This is a genomic window from Crossiella sp. CA198 (assembly GCF_052078295.1).
Taxonomy (GTDB): Bacteria; Actinomycetota; Actinomycetes; order Mycobacteriales; family Pseudonocardiaceae; genus Crossiella.
This window is the reverse complement of sequence record NZ_JBQJIM010000044.1, coordinates 1-22433: the sequence shown is the minus strand read 5'-3', so window position 1 is coordinate 22433 and position 22433 is coordinate 1. Positions and strand designations below refer to the sequence as shown.

The window sequence follows — 22433 nt, the reverse complement described above, 5'->3', positions numbered from 1 at the left end:
CCGCGTTGGCGCCTGAGATGCTGTCCGAGCACCGCACGGACAAGCCCAGCCGCGCTCCGGGAATGCCGCGGGTGGACCGATGTCGACAACACCGGCCCACCCGCGAACCCCTGACTCAGGCAGCCCTGGCGGTGAGCCCCCAGCGCTGTTGCGGCGGCGCGTGGCAGTCGTACAGGAACACCCGGTCACCCCTGCCCGCGTCCAGGCACCTGTCGGACTGGTTGTTCACCAGCGTGCCGTCCGGACGCATCGCCCACTGCTGGGCGTTGTCGCCGTTGCAGTCGAACAACCGGACCGTGGTGCCGTTGGCGGTGCCGCCGTTCTCCACGTCCAGGCACCGGCCGTAGGCGCGCAGGGTGCCGTCGTTGTGCAGGGAGACCGACCAGTTCTGCGCGCTGTTGCCAGTGCAGGAGTACACCCAGACCTCGTTGCCGCTGGGCGTGCCGCCCTTCACATCCAGGCACTTGCCTTCGGGGGTCTCGATGGGGTGGGTGGTCGCGGTGCCCTGACGCAGGATCTGGGCAGCGAACCGCCACGTCTGCGTCGGCAGGCCGGCGCAGTTCTCCAGCGTCAGCTTGGCTCGCTCCGCGCCGGAGGCCGAGGTCAGGCACAGCCCCGAGGGCGGGTTGACCAGCTCACCGTCCGGACGCAGTTCCCACTGCTGGGGCTTGCCGCCGGAACAGTTCCAGAACATCACCGCGGTACCTGGCGTGGTGCCACCGCCCTGCACGTCCAGGCACCGGCCGTAGGCGCGGATGGTCGAGTCCTCCACCATGCTCCAGGACTGCGGCTTGTCCGCGGTACAGCGGAACAGCCAGACCTCGGTGCCATCCGGGTTACCGCCCACGACGTCCACGCACTGGTTGTTCAGGCCGACCAGCGCACCCGTGATCGCCTTCTTCAGCCGTGGCTGCCACACCTGCTCAGACCGCCCCGAACACGGCTGCAGGTCGATGCCAGCGCCGTCCGCGCTGCCCGTGGCGTTCAGACACAGCCCGGATCGGACGTTGACCACGCTGTTATCCGCGCGGACGATCCACTGCTGGGCGTCCCACTGGTTGCACTCCCACAACTGGACGATCGCGCCCGGGTGGGTGGCGGCGTCCCGGATGTCAAGGCACCGGCCGAAGCCGCGGATGGTGCCGTCGCCGGACAGCGTCCAGGACTGGGCCCGTTCGTTGTTGCAGCCCCACATGCGGACCCCGTTGGTGACCGGGTTGCCGTCGGTGATGTCCAGGCATTTGCCGTTGATCCCCGCGAAGGAACCGACGCCGGTGACCGCGTTGCGCCGTACCCGGACGTCCCGGAACCGCACCTGACCGGCCGCCGCGGTGTTCTGCACCCCGACGAAGCTCGGTGTGGTGAGCCGCGCCCGGTCAGCCATGGTGTGCTCGTTGACCTTCTTCCCGTTGAGCACAACGGTGATCTTGTTGCCGGACACGGTGATCTCGTAGGTGTTCCACTCGCCCACCGGGTTCTGGGCCACGGCCGTGGGTGAGGCCAGACCGACCAGGCCGCCGGTGCGCAGGGTCGCCTGCGCGTCGCGCGGACCGATCTGGACCTCCACGCCGCGGTCCCGCGGGATGTTGACGTTGCCGACCGGATGTGGGAAGCCCACGAACACACCGGAATCGGCGTTGTCGTCGGCGGTCCGGTAGTCGAGCTTGACCGTGTAGTCACTGCCGAAACTGGCCGTGGAATACCAAGAGACACCATCGCCGGTGCCCGGCACCAGTTCACAGCCCTCCTGGCGCGCCGGACCCGCACCTGCCTGCTGCCAGCCGACCAGACCGGTCTCCACCCTGCCGTCGAAGAGCGGGTCGAAGCCGCTCTCCCCGGTCACCGCGGGGCAGACCGCCCCAGGGGTGAGCGGCGTGCCGCCGACGAAGTAACCATTGACGTCCACCGACACCTGCGCCCGGCCGCGTTCGTTGCGCAGGTTGACCTTTCCGCTGGCGCCCAACGGGGTCAGCGTCGCGGCGGCCATCGTCTGGGCCTGGCCGACGCCGAGCTGGGTCACCGGGTTGCGGCCGAGTTCGGCCGGGATCAGCGACAGTTCGGTGCCGAGGTAGTCCTCGGTGCCGGTGACGGTGAGCGCCGCCGCGGTCGCCTGGGCGCTGACTCCGGCCAGGCCGCCGATCTGCACGGTGGCGGTCGCGGCGTGGCCGAGCGGGGCCTTGGGCAGACCGCTGCCGGTCCGGGTATCCACGACCCTGGTGGCCTCGCGCAGCGCGACATAGCGCCCGCCCGGTCCGGGCCCGAACCAGCCGACGACGTCAACGATCACGTTGACCCCGCCCTTCTCGTTGCGCAGCCGGATCATGTTGTCGTCGGCGACGCCTACGACGGCGAGGTTGGAGCGCCGTTCACCACGCCGCAGGTTCAGCGTCGAGGTGTTGCCGTGGGTGCGCGTGTAGGCGGAGAGCCAGGTTTCCTGGGTGGCCTCCAGCGCGGTGATGTTGACCGCGACGGCAGTGGCCGCGGACGGGATGCCGTGCACCCCGCGCACACGCAGGTCGACCACCTGGCCCGCGTTAAGGTGCCCGCGCGGGCTGCCACCAAAGCCACGGGTGTCCAGCACCCGCTCTGGAGCGGACTTGGCGAAGTAGTTCGACGAGCCCGCGCTGGAGAAGTGCCCCGCCAGGTCGATCACCACGTGGGTGTTGCCGGTCTGGTTGCGTACCCAGATCGTCTGGTCGGTGACGGTGGCGATGACCGACACCGCGGTGAACCCGACCCCGGGACGGACCTTGAGGTTGGTGGCCCGGCTCGCCGACTGCGCCGGGTTGGTCGCGAACACCTCGACGCTGGTCTCGGCGTCCGAGCGCGCGGACACGTTGAGCACGACCGCGGTGGTGTCCAACGGGATGTCGGGCACCGGGATCCCCATGACCTCCTTGGGGTTGAACGGCCGGTCCAGGTTGAGAATCCGCTTCGGCTCCCCGAGCGGGGTGTAGCCGTTCCCCTCCACCAGCGGTGCCCGGCGGGGATCCCCGAGGCTGAGCTTGCCGTTGCCGCGCTGGTTGTCCGGCGGCCGGGTACCCGCGTTCTCCCGCGCCCTGGTGATCAGCAGGGTCTCGAGCTGGGCGGCGTCGAGCTGGGCGTTGGCCGATTTGAGGACCGCTGCCGCGCCCGCGACGTGCGCCGCGGCCGCGGAGGTCCCGCCGAAGGCCGCCCGGCCGCCGGTGAAGGTGCTGACCCGGGAGTACCCGGCCAGATCCGGCTTGAGCCTGCCGTCCACCGTGGGCCCCTGGCTGGAGTAGTTCTCCACCGACTCCGCGGTGGGCGTGATCGCGCCGACGGCGAGCGCGTACGGCGAACTGGCCGGCTCGGTGATGCTGCCCGCGGGCTGCGGAAACTGCAGGCCCGAGCTGGACTGCACAGCCGACGGGCCCAGCACCGACACCTCGAACGGCGTGGTGGCGGGGGCGTTGTGGTTCCGCACGTAGATCCAGTAGGTCGTCGGAACCGAGACCTTCTTCAGCACGACCTGCTCGGTCGGCGCCGCGCCGCCCACGGCGTCACGCTGCCTGGTCAGGCTGGCGCCTGCGACGGGATCGTTCTCCCCCGGCGGCTGATCGCTGGTGGTGACGTAGAGATCGAGGTCCTTGGTGGTGGTCGGCCAGGCGTCCCAGCGCAGGGAGATGGTGGCCTCCTCACCGGGCTTCAGACTCACCGAGTTGCCCTGGGCTGGCCCGCCACCGAACTCGACCCAGCCGTTGTTGTTGCGGTCCACCGCCTGCCCGCCGTAGTGCAACTGGGCCTGATTGCCCGCGGCCACCGCCCACAGGATGCCGGCCTCGCGGAGTCGCTTGACCACCGCGGCGGGACTGTCCGGCCGGGTGTCGGTGCCATCGCCCCGGCCTCCCATGCCGAAGCCGATCGCCGCCGCGATGACGGTGACGCCCTGCTGCTTTAGCCAGTCCGCCGCCGCGGCGAACCCGACGGTGTCGTCCACGCACGCCAGTACCAGGCTCGCCTCGGGGGCCATGTCGTGCACGACCTCGGCGACCTTGGTGCCGTGTTCGTCGCTGCGGGTGGAGTCGATGCAGTTGCTGTTGTTGACCACCAGCTTCGGACTGGTGGGCAGTTCGCCCGCCTCCTGCGCTTCCGGGAGTCCGCCGAACCCAACGTCGATGACGCCAATCCTGACCCCGGCGCCCTTCTTGCCCGCCGCCGCCCACTCGTTGGCCTGTGCGGCGGCCACCCCCTCGGAGATGGTCGCCATCGGCACGGCGCGGTCCGGCCGGCGAACCTGCCGAACCCCGGTCGACGCGGCCAGTGCGGGCAGTTTCTCCTCGGTGACCGCGGCGCGGACCCGACCGGCCACCCCACCGGTCACAGTGCCACCGACCTTGGCCACGGCATCGCGCAGCGCCTGGTCCTGGGCGCCGTCCACGTAGACCAGGGACTGGCCGTCCTTGGTCTTGGGCACGGCCTCATGGACGCCCCGTGAGCTGATCTGCGCGGGCCCCGGAACCATCGGCGCCGCTGTCGCCGGAACTGCGACGGCACTCGCCCCCACCGCTATCCCCACGGCCATCACGACCGCACGTCGCAACAATCTCATCTGAACCCCCACATACTCGAAGATGACCAACCGGCCAACCATCTGCATTACGACGAAAGCACAAACCGACCCGACCATTGTCAGACAACTCAGGGCCGGGCGACTCACCTACTGTGCGGAAACGAAGATCGGACGGTCACCAAGTTCCACAGCCGAGGCTGGAAGCATGGATATTTCCCCGGATTCACGGCGAATGTACCCGAGTAGCAACTCGGACATAGATCGAGAAAAAATCCTCATCGAGCCAAACTCGAACGGAACCGCTACGATCGGCCATCGATCCGGGTCATCGCCCAGCGGCGCCCACGCCAAGATCCAGTCGCCACTCTCGTCCACAAAAGAACCCCAGGCCAGCATTCCTCGGATATCCGGGAAGACCGGAAACCTGAACTGGCGAGACGCGGCACGTGCCCGATCCGCAGAATCATGGATGCGGGCCAGGTTGGCATACAGGTTGAAGGCAGGATCCGTTGCCGCCGGGGAGAAAAACTTGATCCCTAACAGATCACCAGCCCCTACGGATTCAACAAGTCGTTTGTAGTCTGTAGGCAGAGACAACGACAGCCGATCTTCGACGTAATGCCAGTCGATTTCCCGAACAGTGTCATCGACCGCCGACAAGGACACGATTTCGGCAACCCTGCCATGGTCACCTGGCGATAGTTCCCGCATCGAAGAGGGTCGATCCCAGTACCCCGGATCCGGAGATGTGGCCGAACCGACCTCTGCCGCATCACTGTCAGCCTGAACCCCGGTGGGCCCGTACAGCGAGCCACTGGATTCACCGGAAAACACGATCAACTGACTTCGAAAATCACCCGAAACTAATTCAAGAACAAACTTTGACATTCCCCCAGGGAATTCGCCCCACTGACCGAAGTCCGCGGTGGAGAACACCACGATCCACTCATCCGGATCGTCAGACAAGGGCAACCAGAAGAACCGATGGTTAGCATTCGTCCCACCCCATGGGATAACTCCGCCAGGCTCTGGAAAAATCGGATGCGGCAGGACTTCCGGATCGTGATCCCGCCAGGCTCTGGCCCTATCCAGAGTGTCGAAGAAATCCCAGCGAAAGCCGTCCCACGCCCACTCACCCTCGATGGGGTTGTCAAGGCCGACCAACCCACGGAAGAGACCGGAAGAAAATCGCTCCATGAACATCTTGTAGTCGCCGGGAAGCCTGACACCGAGCGCGTCCTCCACGGTTTGCCAGTCCTGAAAGGCACTGACAGCACCCTGCCAATCGACCATCTCGGCGAGCGTAAAACTAGGATCCACCACGGTGAACAGCCTCCCTTCCAGCGCAGCCAAACTTGATAAAAAGCTATTCCGAAGAGTCTAGAATGACCTTACTCGAACTGCTCACCAGAAGGTTTGAAGGACCGGCCCACCGGAAGCACCTCAAAGTCCATGAAGTCGATCGACACCTCTCCCCTGGCAAACGCCAGAAGAAACTCGGATATCGAACCCGAAAATTCTCCCCAAGTCCCGTAATCGTCATTGCAAAAGACCACACTCCCCCCCGGACGACCCGCATCTCCTGGCACCCAGAAGAACGTCTCACCCTCCGTGCCCTCCGCCCAAGGAAGAATCGAACCCCGATCAGGGTGCACAGGATAAGGGACTCGGCCAGCCTCGAAATCGCGCCAACCCCGAAGCCGGTCTACCTCATCGCTGAACTCCCAGATGAACGCGTTGAAGGTGTCGTCACTTTCAATCGGGTTCCGATACACCAGGAATTCATGAAAGAACCCGGACGGAAACTTCGAAAGGAAGTACTTGTAGTCGTCCGGAAAAACTACCTCCAGACGCTGTTCGAGTAGCCCCCAGTCGTGCACCGGAGCAACGTCGTACGCCCAGCCCACTTCCGCCATCAACTGATCAACCGCAGCCAACTTGCTTCTCCACTCCAACCTTGCCTTTGATGTTGGAAATAAGCATAGAACACTGGTAGCTACCGTTGTCGCCGATGGCCGTCAGGTACACCCTGTCCGGGGCAGCACCATTGCCTGGACCGTACACAGGGACGACCTTGTAGTAGAACGCCTTCGACCTACCATCCTGCAGCCGATCCCTGATCGGAATCTCGACCCCGTGCAGCATGTACTTTCCGTTGACATCCTCATGCAGCGGAACGATGTTCCGCCGGTCGTGCGCGCCATAGAACATATGGGCCATCAGATGCCCCTTGACATATACCTTGTCCGGAGCCATGCCATGCGGACGCAAGGGCTTCTTGCGTGGGTCACCCCTGGTCTCCGTGACACAGGCAACCGCGCCGGTGGCCCGACCGTTGATCATCGGCCCGTAGGCCACCCGATGCCCCATCTTGCCGGACAGGCAGTCGTTCTCATCCCAGTCCCAGCCGGGGTCGTTCTTGTTGACCTCCTTCGACCACTGCCCATCCGGCTCCTCCTGCGTGATGTCCGTCGAGTCCTTGATCCTGATGTTCGTCAGGTCTGCCAGATCAGCGAGAGTGAGGTCGTCGAACGCCTCGGAAAGACGGTCGATGGTGGTGGTGCCGGCTTCGAGAATCTCCAGCACCGTCTTGCTGTTCTTCAACCAGTCCGGGTCGGGCCGCGGAATCTTGATGCCACCGCCACCACCGCCCTTGCCGCCACCGCCGGGGCCTCCCCCGCCGCCGCCACCGCCGCCGGGAGGATCAGCGGGGCAGGGGACCAGCAGACACCTGTTGGGCGGCGGCATTCCGCCCGCACGAGTACCGGTGGCAGTAGCGGTACCAGTCCTCGTGGCTTCGGCTGTCCGGGTCTGCGACCTGATGCCCGCTTCCGCGGCCGCGGCCGCAATCAACGCGGCCGCGGCCGCGATCAAAGCCGCCGCCGCCTCAAGCACACTGGGGAGGACGAACGGGATGGCAAAGGGGATGTGGCCGGTGGGATCGCTGTGGCCGACCGGATTCGCGTTGCCGTAGGCGAACCGGTTCGCCGCGGCACTCGGCGTCGGGTCCAGGGTCCAGTCGTCCCGGCTGAGGAAGTTCCCGGTCGACGGCGAGTACCAGCGGGCGGTCATGTTGACCTCGCCCGAGTCCCGGTCCGTCCAGTCCCCCTGGTACCCCAGCGGTGAGACGTCGCCGGTGGTGCTCAAAGTCTTACCGAAGGGATCCAGGGTCCGGTGGCCGGTCATCGCCGCGTTGAGGTAGCGACCGGTCACATCCCCGTGCTGGTCGGTGTAGAGCAGCCGCGCGGTGTTCGCCGCCGCGGTGCTGCCGCGGTCGGACAACGCCGACCCATCCGGGAGCCTGGTGATCAGGCGAGATCCGTCGGTGACGGCCTCGTTGGTAGTGCCCAGGTACTGGAACTTCACCCCGTCGCGGTCGGTGACCCGGTCCAGGCTGTCGTAGCCGTACCTGGCCGTGCCGCTGGTGACCATGCGGTCGAAGGCGTCAAAGCCGAAGTTCTTGGTCCGGCCGTTCTCCGTGGTCGACGCCTTGGTGCCGCGGGCGGTGTAGGTGTGGGTCGCGCCCGCGCCGGAAAGCAGCCGGTTGCGCTGGTCGTAGGTGAAGGTGTCCGCGCCCGCCTTGATCCGGTTGCCCGCACCGTCCCACTCGTAGCCGGTGGTGGTGCCGCCGGTGGTCCAGGACTTCAGCCGGGCGGCGCCGTCATAGGTGTAGGCGTTGGTGGTGATCTCGTTGCGCTGGTTGGTGTTCTTGGTCCGGACCTGGTCGTCGTTGTCGTAGGTGTACTCCGCGCCCAGCCGGACCTGCACCGGTCCGCCGACCCCGTCGACGCTCTCGACGTTGTCGGCGGTCAGCCGGCCGAGTTCGTCGTAGTACCTGCGCTGGGTCAACTTGGGCGCGACCAGCTGGTCGGCCTGGTAGACCTGGCGGCCTGACTGGTCATAGCCGTACTCGACGGTGCGCCCGGTCAGCGGATCGGTCACCGTGGCCAACCGGTCGGCGCCGTCATGGGTGAAGGTCGCCTTGCCCGCGGCGTCGGTGCGCTCGGCCAGGGTTCCGTTGCCGTGGTAACGGAAGGTGGCGTTGCCCGCCGCGCCCTGGGTTTCCAGGATGTTGCCGCGGTCGTCGTAGCGGTAGGTCGTCTCCCCGGTGACACCGGTGATCCGGACCAGCCTGCCCGCCGGGTCGTGGCCGAACTCGCGGGTCGTGGTGGCGACCTCGGCGCCGGAGCCGGTCTCGGTGGTGAGCCGGCCCTGGGCGTCGTAACCACGTTCCCGGACAATGCCGCCCGGTGCGGTGAGCCTGCTGGCCTTGCCGAGGGCGTTGTAGCTGGTCGTCCAGGTCCGGTCGGCCGGTTCCCTGGCGGAGTCGGTGGCCGGTTCGATCACCGACTCGGCCAGGCCCCACGAGTTGTAGGTGTAGAGGGTGACGTTGCCGTTGCCGTCGGCCAGCCGGGTGCGGTTGCCCGCGGCGTCGTAACCGAAGGAGGTCTCCACGGTCTTGCGCTCGTCCAGGTGTTCGGTCTGGGTGAGCACCCGGTCCAGCGCGTCGTAGCTGAACGTGCTGCGGCGCCCCTCCGGCGTGATCTTCTCGGTGACGTTGCCACGACTGTCCCGCCGGGTGGTCCAGGCACGGCGCTCGTGGCCGCTGACGAGGTGACCGGTGCGGTAGGCCCGTCCGATGTGGTCGAAGCTGGTCTGGGTGGTCAGCCCCTGCGGATCGGTCTCGGTGCGCTGCCGCCCCGCGTCGTCGTAGCCGTACCGCCAGGTCCGGTTGGTCGGATCGGTCCGGCTGAGGATCTCGCCTGCCGCGTTGTAGGTCAGGCTGGTCCGCTGTCCTTCCGGGCGGGTGATCGCGACCAGGTTGCCCGCGTCGTCGTAGGCGTTGCGGGTGGTGAGGAACGCCTGCGGTCCAGGGTGGCGTTCGGCCACGGTGGTGGTGTGCAACCGGTCGAAGTCGTCGTAGGTGAACTGCTGGAGCGCGCCCGTCGGATCCGTGGTCTCCCTCGGCTGACCGTTGCCGTAGTAGCGGGTCTGCGCCGTGCTGGGCATCGGGCCCACCGCGGGCAGCGTCACGGACAGCACCCGGCCATAGGGGTCGTAGGTGTTCGTGGTCGCCTTGCCCGCCTGGTCGGTCACGGTCCTGGCGTTGCCCGCGCTGTCATACTCGGTGCGGGTGGTCGGGGTGATCGGCGTGCCACCCGGCGGGGTGTAGGCCGGCTGGGTGATCGCGGTCCGCCTGCCCATGGTGTCGAACTCGCTCGCGGTCACCCCACCGCGGGCGTCGCGGACCTGGGTCAGCTCGCCGAAGGCGTTGTAGCCGTTGGTGGTCTCCGGCGCGACTTCGCGCCGCAGCTGACCGTTCTCCCACACGTCGACCGTCGGCTCGGTGGTGGTGCTCAGCCGCCCAGCGGCGTCGTAGCCGCGATAGGTGAACCAGGATCGCCGGTCCTGCTCGCGCAGCACTAGTCCGCGCTCGTCCCGGTGAAAGACCCGGGAGACCACCGAACCGTTCGGATTGGTCTCGGCATCCTCCCGCGACACCAGGTTCGCCGGGTCGTAGGTGAAGGAGACCGCCTCGACCCGGTTCGGCTCGGCCGCTCCGGTGCGTTCGATGCTGGTGATGTTGCCATCGGCGTCCCGGCGGTGACTGGTGACGCGGCGGAGCTTGTCCGGATCCAGCGTCGAGCCGGTGAGATACCCCGCGGCGTCATAGGTGTGCGTGCTCCGGACACCGCCCGCGGTGATCTGCTCGGTGAGGTTGCCCGCCGGGTCGTAGGCGCGCTGTTCGACCGGGATGTCCCGCCGGGCGCCGGTGCCGTCGTCGGCCTGCATCCTGGTGATCGAGGCGAGCAGGCCGTCGTCGTAATAGGTGTTGCGGGTGCGACGGCCCATGGCGTCAACCGACTCGAACAGCCGACCGGCCGGGTCGTAGGTGTTCGCCTCGTGCCGCAGCAGTCCGTCCGCGGCCGGGTCATCGGGGTTGGCGCCCTTGCCCGTGGCGAGGCGGATCTTGAGCCTGCCCTCCGAGTCGAACCGGGAGGTCCAGGTCAATCCGCGGACATCGGTGACTGCGATCTCCAGGCCCTCGGCGGCGTAGGACCGCGTCTCGACCGCGCCGTTGGCGAAGGTGGTGGTCCTTGGCCGGTTGTACTCGTCGAAGGTGTGCTGGGTGCGCCGGGCCGCGCTGCCGCCCTGCTCGGCGGGCAAGGTGTCGGACAGCGTGGTCTCGACGATGTTGCCGTCGGCGTCGTAGCGGTGGGTGGTGCGCTGCGCGTGGGTCTTCCCGGTCACTGGGTTGACCACCGCGGGCGCGGTGATCGTCTCCAGCTGCGCGGCCGGGGTGTAGGTGTAGGTGGTGGTGCCGAAGGTGCCGCTGGACAGGCCGGCCAGGGTTTCGGTGGTCCTGCGTCCGGCCCAGTCGTAGTCGTAGCTGGTGCGCAGCTGCGCGGGCGAGACCACCTCGGCCAGGTCGCCGTTGCGGCGATAGCCGTAGGTGGTGGCCTGGGCGCGCCGTCCGGTCTGCTTGAGCAACAGGCCGGCCGGGATCGTGCCCGTGTCCGTGGCGGCCTCGGCGCCGGTGGAGTAGGCCCGGGTCTCGGTCACCGGCGCGCCGACGCCGTGCGGCGCGGGCCGGGTGGTCGTAGTCAGCCTGCCCGCGGTGTCGTAGTCGAAGGTGGTGCGGTACCGGGTGTCCTTGTCATCGGCGGACCGGGCGTCAGAGGTGAAGCGCGGCTTGTCGGCCCGCGGGTCCAGCGGGCTGTTCTCCACCGGCGGGTGGTAGCCGAAGTAACTGGTGTTGCACGACTTCTCCGCGCGACAGCTCGTCCGGGAGAGCACGTTGCCGCGTGCGTCGGTGGTCGTGGTGGTGCGGAGGTTGTTCTCGTCCACGACGGCCGAGCTGAAGCCCTCCTTGTTGTACTCGTAGCGTCGGCTGTGCCCGGCGTGCTCCTGCTTGACCAGCCTGCCGCCGTTGTCGGCGTCGAAGGTGAAGACCCGGTCGCCGTACCCGGCGGGGGCGCGTAACAGCACCGTCCTGGTCGCGCCATCGGCCACCGGCGGGTCGAGCTGCCAGGCCCTGCCCACGTTGTCCCGCAACGTGGCCACCCGCTCCCGGGTGTTGTCATAGGTGAGTTTGGCGAAGATCCGCTTGTTCTCCGGCAACTCGATGCTGGTGAGCTGGTAGGTCTCCTGGGCGACCGCGTGGTGTTGCTTGGCCGCCAGGGCGCCGAGCGCGCGGGTGTAGACGGCGACCTCGTCGATCTGGCCGGAGAAGTGGAAGTCGGCCCCGTTGGTGGCCGGCCAGCCCTGGCCGCGGCCGGCGCCGATGGTCAGGTGCCGCTGGTTGCGGTGGTCGACGGTGCCCTTGATCTCGCCCTGGTCGACGCCGTCGAGGTAGAGCTTCTGCCGGTCGATCGCGGCGGAGAGCACGACGTGGTGCCACCTGCCGTCGTTGACCTTGTCCTTGGTGATCACCTGGCACGCGCTCTCCAGGTCGCGCATGGCGAAGCCGCCGTAGAGCAGGCCGTCCGTGCCGACGTAGAGCAGTGGCGTGGACTGGCCCTTGTCCGTACCGCCGGGGAACGGCTGGTCACCATAACCGGCCAGGACACCGTCCTGGGTGGTCTTGAACCACAGTTCGACCGAGGCCGACATCGTCTCGGTGGTCAGCTTCTCCGGCAGGGTCAGGTAGCTGACGTCGCCGCTGAAGGTCGCTGACCCGTCCTGGCTGCCCGCGGCCGCGCCGTCTGCGGTGAAGGACAGTCCGTGGAAGGCCGCCGCGTCGGCGCCATCCTTGCGTGCGGCGACGTTGGCCAGCTTTCCGTTCTGCGGGTCGTACATCCGCCAGTAGCCCTTGGGCCGGTCGTCCAGCACCGAGCTGCGGTAGCGGGACCCGGACTCGTAGCCGTATACCGTGCACTTCGTGCTCTGGCCGGGGGCGCAGGCCTTGACCAACCGGTCGCCGTCGTAGGTGTAGGTCCAGTCCAGTGACGGGTCACCGAGTCTGCCCGGCGGAGTGCTGACCTTGATGACGTGGCGGTTCTCCCACTCGAAGTGGATTGTGCGGCCGCTGACCTTGTTGCGGATGGCGAAGATCTGCCCGTTCTGATACTCGAGCTGCTCGGTCAGGCCCGCTGGATCGGTGATCTCGGTCAGTCGTCCGGTAGCGCTGAACAGCCACTTGCCAGCCGAGGCGTCGCGCAGAGTGTAGGTGGCGGCGCTGGAATCGTGCACCAGCGTCGCGTTCTGACCCATCGGCGGGGCGAAGGACCCGTTGTGGTTGCGGCCGAAACGCACCTGTCTGCCGCTGGGGTAGGTCAGCACGATGTTGCCCGACCCGCCCTCGTCCTGGTTCAGGCGCATGTCCAGCCGCGAGGCCCAGCCCGCGCCGAAGGCGGTGTCCCGGCGTGGATCCAGGCTGTTATAGGTGCGGGTGATGGTCAGGTCCGGACCGACCGTGGGCACCGCGGCGTCGGTGCTGGCGGTGGAGTAGTTGCCCACCTGCGGATCCAGTCCGGGCGCCTCCCCTGCGTTAGTGGCGCCGGCCAGGTGCGAGGTGATCTGCGGCTGCGGCACACGAGTGGTCAGCGCGAGCGGGCCGATCCAGTCGGGAGTGGGATCCCAGGTGTCATGGACCTTCACCCACCAGTAGTAGCTCTTGCTCCACTCCAGCAGACCGGCATGCGGTGCCCAGGCCGGACGCGGCAGCCAGTCGGTCTCGTGGCAGCCCTGGGTGCGTTCGGGGTTGGCGCACAACAGGAACTTGTGCTTGAAGCCCTTGCCCGGCCAGTTGTCCGAGTCGGTCGGCTCGGCGAACAGGGTGGGGGTGAGCGACTCGACCACACCGCCGGTGCCCGGCTGCTGGTAGTTGGAGCCGGGCGGCACGTTGCGCACCGTCAGCTCGAAGGCGCCGTAGGGAACCTTGTGCTCGACGAAGAAGTCGCGGTCGCTCGGGTCCCACATGGTGAGGAAGACCTTGTAGGTATCCGGCTGGATCCGGGCGATCGGCACGTCGAAGACGACGGTGTTCGAAGGACCGACATCGTGCGCGGGCTTGAAGATCGGGGAGGTCTGCCTGCGCTCGTCACCCTTGTTGATCATGAAGCGGAACCCGTAGCCGCCATTCGGCTTCCAGGTGTCCGTACCGCGGTTGGTGACCACGACACGCAATCGGCCCTCGTGCGCGTTGTCCGGGATGGTCACGTCGGTGACCTCGAACCTGGCGCCCTGTGGGGCGTAGCTGACATCGAGGTAGGGCCGGTTGGTGGCGACCGGGCCGTTGTAGGAGTGGAAGCGCTTGGCCGCGGCGCTGTCCCGCTCGTTGGCCGCGCGCAGGCTCAACCCGTGGAAGCGGTCGGGTTTGTGCGCCCAGTCGGTGACGGTGTCGGCGTCAAGCGGGAAGACCACCCGGGCCGGGCCGCATCCAGTGGCGCCGTGCGCGAAGCTCTGGGTTGCCAGTGCTCGCCCCACAGCAGGGCCCGGCCAGCGTAGATCCGTGCCGCGCCAGGGCTGGTCAACCTCGAACAGGGTGACCGGGCGCGGCGCGCAACTCGGCGACCAAGTGTTGTCCAGCACCAGCGAAGCGCCGAGGATGTAGTGGTTGCGCAGCTGAGCACCGAGCTTGCTGAAGTGCAGGTAGGAGCGGGAGATCGTGCGTCCGCCGTCCGGTGAGCCGATCTTGAGCGATGCGGTTTCGCTGCGGTCGCCATTGGACTGGACGTAGCCGTCGTCCTCGTCGACCTCCAGCTTGCGGTCGAAGGTGGGGTCCACAGTGACGGGGAAGGCACGACCAGGGACACGCAACCAGTTCTGGTCCAGTTCCAGGGTCAGTCCCCAGCTACCCGCGCCGATCTCGCGCACCGCGTACCGCACCCCGGTCGAGCGGGCGCCCTCGCCGGTAGCCGGGTCGATGCGGGAGTCGACCATGAAGCCCGCCGGGATCTGCGCTCGCAACCTCCCCGCGCCATCGAGCAGCGCGATCCCGCCGTCGGCCCGGACCTCGGGGCGCAAACCGTTGAGCCGCAACACGAATTCATAGGACGCCGGTGCCGCGGCCGAGTGCAGCACGAGGTCTTCCTTCACCCCGGTCGCGGTCGCGGACAGGCGCAGGTCGACCTCGGGCAACACCGCCGGGTAGGTGATCGAGTCGCCGTCGGCCCGCCCGGCCACCGGGGCCGCCCCGGTGAGGTGGAAGGAGATCCGGTGCTCGGCGTCCAGTTCGATCCGGGCCAGGTCGGCGGTGGTGGCAGCCAGCGCCAGGCTCGTCCGCTGTGGGGTGACCGCCGGACGCAGCCGGGACGGGCCGTCCGGAACCAGCGTCAGGTCGATCGGCTTGAGCGAGCCGTCCGGCTGACGCACATGGGCGGGGCCATTGTGGATCCGCAGGGTCCGGCTGCCGTCGGGATGCTGGAAGGTCTGAGTGGCCTCGGTCCGGTCAGCCAGCAACTCAGTGGCCTTGTCCACCGGCTGCTGCCCGGGACCGGTCTGGGTCACGGCTGGCCTACTCAGCTGCTGCGGCACGTGGCCAGGACGCCGGATCTCGGGCGGGCGGACAGCCTGGTCCGCGACAGCGTTGGCGGGGCGGACGAACGGCTTCTCGGCGAGCTTGGCCGACGTGCGGCTGGCCTCGGCCGAGTCGGGATTCACCGGATCCACGGCCGTACGGTGCTGGCGTGGTGCATTGGTCGAGGCACCGGCAGGCCACCACTGCGTGGATTCGACCGCGGCCGGAAAACTCGTGGAGCCACCCACCTGGGCGACCAGCGACAACGACAGCAAAAATGCTGCGGGCACGACAAAAGACCGCACGCGAACAGAGCGCACGAGTTGTTCCCCCCTCACCACACCGCATTGCTGCGGCAGTGAACCATGCGAATCGCACCCTCACACAGAAACAAGATCAAATCCAGCGAAGTGAGGCCCACCACAGCCGATCCGAGAGACGTTCCCCTTTCGGCCTAGCCCTCCAGACCGAGTGGCCTGAATGATGTAACACACCGGCCATCACGAGCGATGTACGACGATCTGCGCTGACCAGCAGCGTCTCGGCGGCCAGATCGGAAGCTCGACCTCGGCAACGACACAGTCACCAAACCATTGCCACAGTCAGCCGACAAGACAAGCTATTCAAACACCATGAATGCGCCAGATCTAATCTATCAACCAATTCACAGGAATGTTCAAGAAGGCAGTAGATGACTTTGTATCGAGGAGACAGGGAAACAGGTCGAGTCAGATCTCGCGATGGGGTGCCACTGTGTGCGCATCCGCCTCTAAGCTGCCGGTATGCGGGTGGCGGTGGTGTCCGGGGGTGAGCCGGGGCATGTTTTCCCGGCGATCGCGTTGTGCCTGCGGCTGATCGAGGCCGGGGACGAGCCGACGCTGTTCACCGTGGGGCCGTGGGTGGACGCCGCGATCGAGGCGGGGATTCCGGTGCCGCGACTGACCGGGCTGCCCCTGGACGATGCGGGTGGGCGGGAGGATCTGGGGCGGTGGCAGCACGAGCGGGCGGCGGCGATGGCCACCGCGCTGGTGCCGTGGATCGCGGCGGTGCGGCCGGAGCTGGTGGTGTGCGATGTGCTCGCGCCGGGGGGTGGGTTGGCGGCGGAGCTGTTGGGGGTGCCGTGGGTGAAGTTGTCGCCGCATCCGTTGTACGAGCCCTCGCGGGGGTTGCCGCCGGTGGGCAGTGGGCTCGCGGTGGGGACCGGGATCGCCGGGCGGGTGCGGGATTCGTTGTTGCGGGCGGCCACCGGGCGGTCGATCCGGTTGGGTGAGCGGCAGCGGGCGCGGGCTCGGCTGGGACTCGGGTTGGCGGCGCGGGAGCCTGGGCCGGCGGCGCGGTTGATCGCGACGTTGCCCGCGCTGGAGGTGGCGCGGCCGGACTGGCCGGGGAACGCGCGGGTGGTGGGGCCGTTGCTGTGGGAGCCGACCCGGGACTTGCTGGAACCGCCACCGGGGGACGCGCCGTTGGTGATGATCTCGGCTTCGACCGCGGTGGCCGGGGCGGCGGGAGTGGCCGAGGCGACCCTGGAAGCGTTGGGGGGTATGGGGGTCCGGGCGGTGGTGTGCACGTTCGGGGTGCCGCCCGCCGGGTTGCCGGACTGGGCGCGGGCGGGGCTGGGGCGGCAGGATGTGTTGCTGCGGCAGGCTTCGGTGCTGGTCGGTGGCGGCGGGCACGGGGTGCTGGCGAAGGCGTTGCTGGCGGGGGTGCCGATGGTGGTGGTGCCGGGTGGCGGGGATCAGTGGGAGCTGGCCAACCGGGCGGCGCGGCAGGGCAGTGCGGTGATCGTGCGGCCGCCGCGAGTGGACACGTTGCGGGCGGCGGTGTCCCGGGTGCTGGGCGGGCCGGGGTTCGCGGCTGCGGCGGCGCGGGCGGCCTGCCTCGACGGGGTGTGGGATCCGGTGCGGGTGTGCCGGGACGCGGTCACCGGTGCCGTGGCCTGAGCGGACGCGGCACCGGTGGCGCGGGCCTGACTCAGTACGCGGCTTCCAGGGCGATGCGCCGGGCGGTCACCTCGGCCGGGTCGTCGCCGAAGACGAGCAGTTGCAGGGTGGCCTGGCGGATCGGGTTGTCAGTACGCGCGGTGTCGTGTCCGGCCAGCACCAGCAGACCGCCGGCGGCCAGCGCCGGGCGCAATCCGGTGAGCAGTTCGGCCAGTGGCGCGGCCACCGTCAGCTTCACCGACTCGGCCGGGCGATCGAGGGCGTCGGGCCGGACGGATTGCAGTGCCAGCAACGGGATCGAGCCGCTGGTGATGCGGAAGTTCAGGTCCAGCATGATCAGTCTGCCGTCGGCGGTCTGCGCGCAGTCCAGGCTGCACAGGCCGCGGTAGCCCGCGTCGGCGGCGCGCTGGGCGATCGCGACGCATTCCGCGCGCAGCTCGGCGGGCAGCGGGGTGACCAGGCCGAAGCGGCCGCCGGTGTAGATCCCGGCCGCGTCGACGTGCTGTTCGGTGACGGCGAGCAGGCGGGCGGTGGCATCGGCGGCGACGTAGAGCTGGATACCCCAGTTGCGCCGGATGTCCAGGTATTCCTCGACCACGAACTCACCGAGCACGTCGGTGAAGGCGGGCAGCGTGACCGGCTCGTCGGCCAGGTGCAGGCACACGTCCAGGCTGCCGCCGTGCGCGTCGTCGGTGGCGGCCTTGAGCACCCAGGACTTCTGCTCCGGGGTCGCCTCGGCCAGCTCCGCGCGGGAGACCACGGTGCGCCGGGCCCGGAACCGCGGGTCGACGAAGGTGTTGATGCTCGCCTTGTTGTTCAGGTGCCCGACCAGTGCCGCGCTCTTGACCGAGTGCTCCTCCGCGCACAACGCGGCCGGCTGCGGGTATTCCATCGAGATCCGCAGCCCGTCCCCGACCGCCTCCCGCACCCTGGCCGCGAACTCCACCTCACCGCGGAAGGCCCGCAGGTCCGCGCCGACCGGTAGACCGCCGTCGCGCAGCATCGCCAGCAGTATCGGGTCGGTGCCACCCGCGCTGCAGATCACCGCGGTGTCCCCGGCGATGCCGATCGGCCGGGCGGAAAGCACATCGCGGGTGTGCCGGGAGCCGCTGACCGCCCCGGTGGCCTCCACCGCGGGACGAGCGCAGACGGCGACGCCGGGACCATAGACATCGATGAGGGCACGGGGGGCGCCGAGCGACGGCGACAGGACGGTGGTCAGACTGATGGGGAACCTCATGAGGTAGCGGGGTGGCGACGGCGACGCCCCGGCACGGGCGTAACGCGACTTGGGCCGTACGGGTGACGACGAATCCGGCCCTGGCGAGTCGGCTTCCGGTGACGGGCCGATCGATACTCGCGAGCCTGCCCCCACAGTCTCACGTCCCGGCCGTCTTGCCCAGCGGAGCCGTCAGCGGCACGGGGGCCGGTAGGGCAGGCCGGGGAGGTGCCGGGCCCAGTCGGCCGGGGTGATTCCCGGTGCGTCCCAGCCGCAGATCCGGTCCGCGGCGCGGTCCAGGTCGGTCGCCCACAGCCGGATCGCGCGGTCGTGGCCCGCGGTGGCCAGGATGCGGCCGTCGGGGCTGAACGCCGCGGCCCACACGGCTTTGCGGTGACCGCGCAGCGTGCCGAGTTCGGCCGGGCGGGCCGGATCGGCGAGGTCCCACAGCCGCGCGCCGCCGTCGGCGCCGACGGTGGCCAGGGTGCGGCCGTCGGGGCCGAAGACCACCGCGGTGACGGTGTCGGGGTGGCCGGTGAGGGTGGCCAACGGCACGGGGTGGCCGGGGTCGCGCAGGTCCCACAGCCGCACCGGGTGCTCGGCGCCCGCGATGGCCAGCACGCGCCCGTCCGGACTCAGCGCCAGCCCGGCCAGGCCAGGGGCTCCGGTGGAGAGCGCGGTGCGCACCCGCGGGCGGGTCCGGTCGGCGATCTCCCACACCCGCAGACTCCCCTCACCCGCGACGCTGACCAGCCAGCCGCCGTCCGGGCTGAACGCCAGGCCCCGGATGCCGCCCCGCTGACCGGCCAGGCTCGCCAGGGGGGCCGGGTGGGCGGGATCGCCGAGGTCCCACAGCCGGATCGTGTTGTCCGCGCCCGCGGTGGCCAGGGTGCGGCCGTCGGGGGTGAAGCTGGCCGCGTGCACGATCCCGGCGGCCAGTCCGCCCAGTGGCCGCGGCCGGTCCGGGGCGCTGAGGTCCCACAGCCGGGTGGCCGCCACCGCGCCGGCGGTCAGCAGGATGTGCCCGGCCGGGCTGAACGCGGTCACCGTGATGGCGCCGGTGTGCGCGGTGAGCGTGCCGATCCGGCGCGGCCCGGCCGGGTCCCACAGGTGCACCGCGCCGTCCTCGTCGCCCGCGGCCAGCAGCAGGCCGTCGGGGCTGAACGCGGCGGCCCGGACGCTGCTGGGGTGGGCGGCCAGTGCGTGTCCGCGCAGGTCCTCGACCCGCACCGTCTTGTCCCCCGCGGTGGCCAGCGCGGTCCCATCCGGGTGGAAGGCCACCGAGTGGACGGCGTTGGTGTGGCCGGGCAGCGCGCTCAGCGCACGCGGCCGGTCCGGCTCGGCTACCGCCCACAGCCGGGTGGTCTGATCGTCGCCGCCGGTGGCCAGCAGCGCGCCGTCCGGGCTGAAGGCCACCGCCCACACCGGGCCGGTGTGCCCGGTCAGCGTGGCCAGTTCGTGCGGCCGCCGGGGATCGCCGAGGGCCCACAGCCGCACCTCGCCGCTCGTCCTGGCCACGGCCAGCAGCCGCCCGTCCGGGCTGAAACCCATGGCCTGGATCTCGCCAGCGCCGATGGTCGTGGACAGCGCGGCGGCCCGGTGCGGATCGCCGATCGCCCACAGCCGCACGGCGCCGTCGCGGCCGCCCGCGGCGAGGGTGCGGCCGTCGGGGCTGAACCGGAGCGCGTTCACCAGGGGGTCGGGCACGGCGAGCGTGGTCAGCGGGACCGGGTGGCCGGGGTCGCGCAGGTCCCACAGCCGCACCGCGGTGTCCAGGCCCGCCGAGGCGAGCACCCGGCCGTCCGGGCTGAAGGCGAGGGCGTGCACCGCGCCGGGGTGCCCGGTCAGTTCGGCCAGCCGCGCGGGCTGTTCCGGCCGGGTCAGGTCCCACAGCCGGAGGACGCCCTCGCCGCCCGCGCTGGCCAGGGTCCGGCCGTCCGGGCTGAAGGCCACCTCGGCGACGGCGGCGGTGTGCCCGCGCAGCACGACCGGTTCCCGGCCGTTGCCCCACAGCCGCACGGTGTGGTCCCAGCCGCCGCTGGCCAGCGTCCGGCCGTCCGGGCTGTAGGCGATCCGGCGGACCGCCTCGGTGTGGCCGGTCAACCGCCTGGCCGGTGGCACCACGACGCTGCTGAACAGGCCGTCCCTGGTGTCCTGACCGGGGGCGAGGCGGTGCGCGGCCAGGGTGAGCTGCCCAGCCAGGGCCGGGTCGGTCTCCCGCAGCGCGGCGGCCTCGGTGAGGACCTTCCTGGCCAGGGCGGTGTCGCGCTGGTCGGCGGCCTCGGCCTGGCCGCGGGCCACCAGCACGGCGGCGGCGGTGCTGACGGTGAGCAGCAGGCACAGCGCGGTGACCAGCCCGCGCAGGCGTCGCCGCCGACGGATCTCGGTGGCGCGGGTGGCGGCTTCGGCCGTGTCACTGGCCGCGAGGAAGTCCTGTTCGCCCGCGCTGAGCAGGGCCGGGTCGGTGGCCGCCCAGTCCAGGGTCCGGCGCAGCCGCAGCCCGCGGAAGAGCGCGTCCGGATCGCGGTCGAGTGCCTGCCACGCCTGGGTGGCCGCGGTGAGACCGCGGTGCGCGTGCAGCCCGTCGCGGTCCCTGGCGAGCCAGTCCCGCAGCCGCGGCCAGTGCCGCAGCGGGGCTTCGTGGGCGAGTTCGACGCCGCCCTGGTCGAGGGTGACCAGCCGGGCGGCGGCCAGCCGGTCGAGCACCTCGGTGACCGCCGGGGTGGCCGCCAGTTCACCGCGGCCGAGGCGGCGCGGGGTGTCCTCGGCCTCCTCGCCGAGCGCGGTCAGCCGGAGGAAGACCTGCCGGGCGATCTCCTGCCCGGCCGCGTCCAGGGCCGCGTAGGTCTGCTCGGCGGCGCGGGCGATCATGTGCGGGATCCCGCCCGCCCGCTCGTACCCGGCCAGGGTGAGCGTGCTGCCACGCCGTCGCCGCCAGGTCTCCAGCATGGCCTGGGAGAGCAGGGGCAGCGCGCCCGGTCTGCCCACCGCCTCGGCGACCACCCTGGACACCAGGGCGGTTTCCACGGACAGTCCGGCCGCGGTCGCCGGGGCGAGCACGATCTGCCGCAGCTCGTCGGCGCTGGGCGGTCCGAGCACGATCCGGGGCCCGCCCAGCACCGCGCTCAGGCCGGGCTGGCGCAGGCATTCGGCGAGGTGGTCCGCGCGGAGGGCGAGCAGCACCCGCACCCGGCTGCCCGCGGTGGTCGCGGCGAAGGCCAGCGCGGCAATCAGCACCGCGCGTTCGCCCGGGTCCTGGCAGCGGGTCACCAGGTCCTCGAACCGGTCGATGACGAAGAGCAGGTCCTGCTCGGCGCCGGTGCGCGCCAGCAGCTCGCCCGCCAGGTCGTGCAGGGCCGAGGGTCGCCGGGTCAGCCGCGCCCGCACGGTGGCCGCGGTGTCCCCGGTCAGCTCGGCCAGCCGGTTCGCGCAGGCGGTCAGCGGGTACCGGCCGGGCGCGAAGACGACGGCGGGCGCGCCGGTGGCGGACAGTCCGGCGTGGAGCAGCGAGGACTTGCCCGCGCCGGTGGCCCCGAGCACGGCGACCAGGCGATGGCCTGCCAGCCGGGCGCGGAGTTCGGCGAGCACGGTGTCCCGGCCGAAGAACCCGGCCGCGTCCCCGGCCTGGAACGCCGCCGCGCCGAGGTAGGGCGCCCGCTCCGGTGTTTCGGTGGGGGCGGTGGCCGCGGCCACCTCGGTCGCCACCGTGTGCCAGCGCTCCCGCCACGGCGGCTCGTCCGCGCCGCAGGCCCGGACGTAGGCCAGGGTCACCGCCAGGCTGGGCAGCCGGTGCCCGCCGACCGCGGCCGACAGCGCGGCCGGGGAGTAGTGCGCGCGTCTGCTCAGCTCCCGGTAGGTCGGGTTGCCCGCGCGGGCGCGCAGCCCGCGCAGGTCCTCGGCCAGCCGCAGCAGCGCGCTGTCCGGCCCACTCAGTGGTCGTTCTTTCCTCGGCATGAGCCCTCCCCCTCCAGGCGCGGCTCATTGTTCACAGCGCGCTGTTCAGCGGGCAACGCCCGACGCTGAACAACGCCAGGCCGTACACAGCGGGCAGGAACGGTCCAGTTCCGTTGTCGCACAAGGAGAACGAACCAGTGCCCCACCTGCCTTTATCCCGTCCACAGTGGCGCAGACGCGCCGCCGCCGGCCGACAGGCTGCCCTAAGCACCTGGCCAGAAGTCTTGTCCGAAACCTTCGGGTAGCCAGGGGCTGGTCCAAGGGGCGGCAGTGGTGAGGTGCTGCTCGGTGGTTCGGCTGCGGAAGTAGGCGTGGGTCTGGCGGAGG

At 69.9% G+C, this 22433-nt stretch carries 7 protein-coding genes and 1 pseudogene; 1 reads left to right on the top strand and 7 read right to left on the bottom strand.

Annotation, left to right across the window (positions count from 1 at the left end):
- Positions 1–115: 115 nt before the first annotated feature.
- The 4 genes from ACTOWY_RS42045 to ACTOWY_RS42030 all read right to left on the bottom strand — a co-directional run bounded on the left by ACTOWY_RS42045 (position 116) and on the right by ACTOWY_RS42030 (position 15145).
- Complete coding sequence (locus ACTOWY_RS42045) at positions 116–4435, bottom strand: ricin-type beta-trefoil lectin domain protein (protein WP_441315176.1); 4320 nt, start codon at positions 4433–4435, stop codon at positions 116–118.
- 243 nt (positions 4436–4678) lie between these two features.
- A complete protein-coding gene (locus tag ACTOWY_RS42040; RefSeq protein ID WP_441315175.1) occupies positions 4679–5884 on the bottom strand; it encodes an SMI1/KNR4 family protein in 1206 nt (401 codons plus the stop codon).
- 38 nt (positions 5885–5922) lie between these two features.
- Complete coding sequence (locus ACTOWY_RS42035; protein ID WP_441315174.1) at positions 5923–6468, bottom strand: SMI1/KNR4 family protein; 546 nt, start codon at positions 6466–6468, stop codon at positions 5923–5925.
- Positions 6455–15145, bottom strand: a complete 8691-nt coding sequence (locus ACTOWY_RS42030) for a LamG-like jellyroll fold domain-containing protein (protein WP_441315173.1) — start codon at positions 15143–15145, stop codon at positions 6455–6457. Before ACTOWY_RS42030 ends, ACTOWY_RS42035 begins: the two co-directional genes overlap by 14 nt.
- Before the next feature lie 630 nt (positions 15146–15775).
- Here ACTOWY_RS42030 and ACTOWY_RS42025 point away from each other — a divergent pair.
- Positions 15776–16933 (top strand): glycosyltransferase, encoded by a 1158-nt coding sequence (locus ACTOWY_RS42025; protein WP_441315172.1) that lies wholly within the window; start codon positions 15776–15778, stop codon positions 16931–16933.
- A 31-nt stretch (positions 16934–16964) separates the two neighbouring features.
- Here the strand turns inward: ACTOWY_RS42025 and ACTOWY_RS42020 are convergent, their stop codons facing one another.
- From ACTOWY_RS42020 to ACTOWY_RS42010, 3 genes and pseudogenes are all read right to left on the bottom strand, one after another.
- Complete coding sequence (locus ACTOWY_RS42020; protein ID WP_441315171.1) at positions 16965–18173, bottom strand: hypothetical protein; 1209 nt, start codon at positions 18171–18173, stop codon at positions 16965–16967.
- A 171-nt stretch (positions 18174–18344) separates the two neighbouring features.
- Positions 18345–22106 carry an nSTAND1 domain-containing NTPase gene (locus ACTOWY_RS42015; protein ID WP_441315170.1) on the bottom strand — a complete coding sequence of 1254 codons (3762 nt, stop codon included), beginning with the start codon at positions 22104–22106 and terminating at the stop codon, positions 18345–18347.
- A 203-nt stretch (positions 22107–22309) separates the two neighbouring features.
- A pseudogene (locus ACTOWY_RS42010) lies at positions 22310–22433 on the bottom strand (IS630 family transposase); the annotation flags it as partial.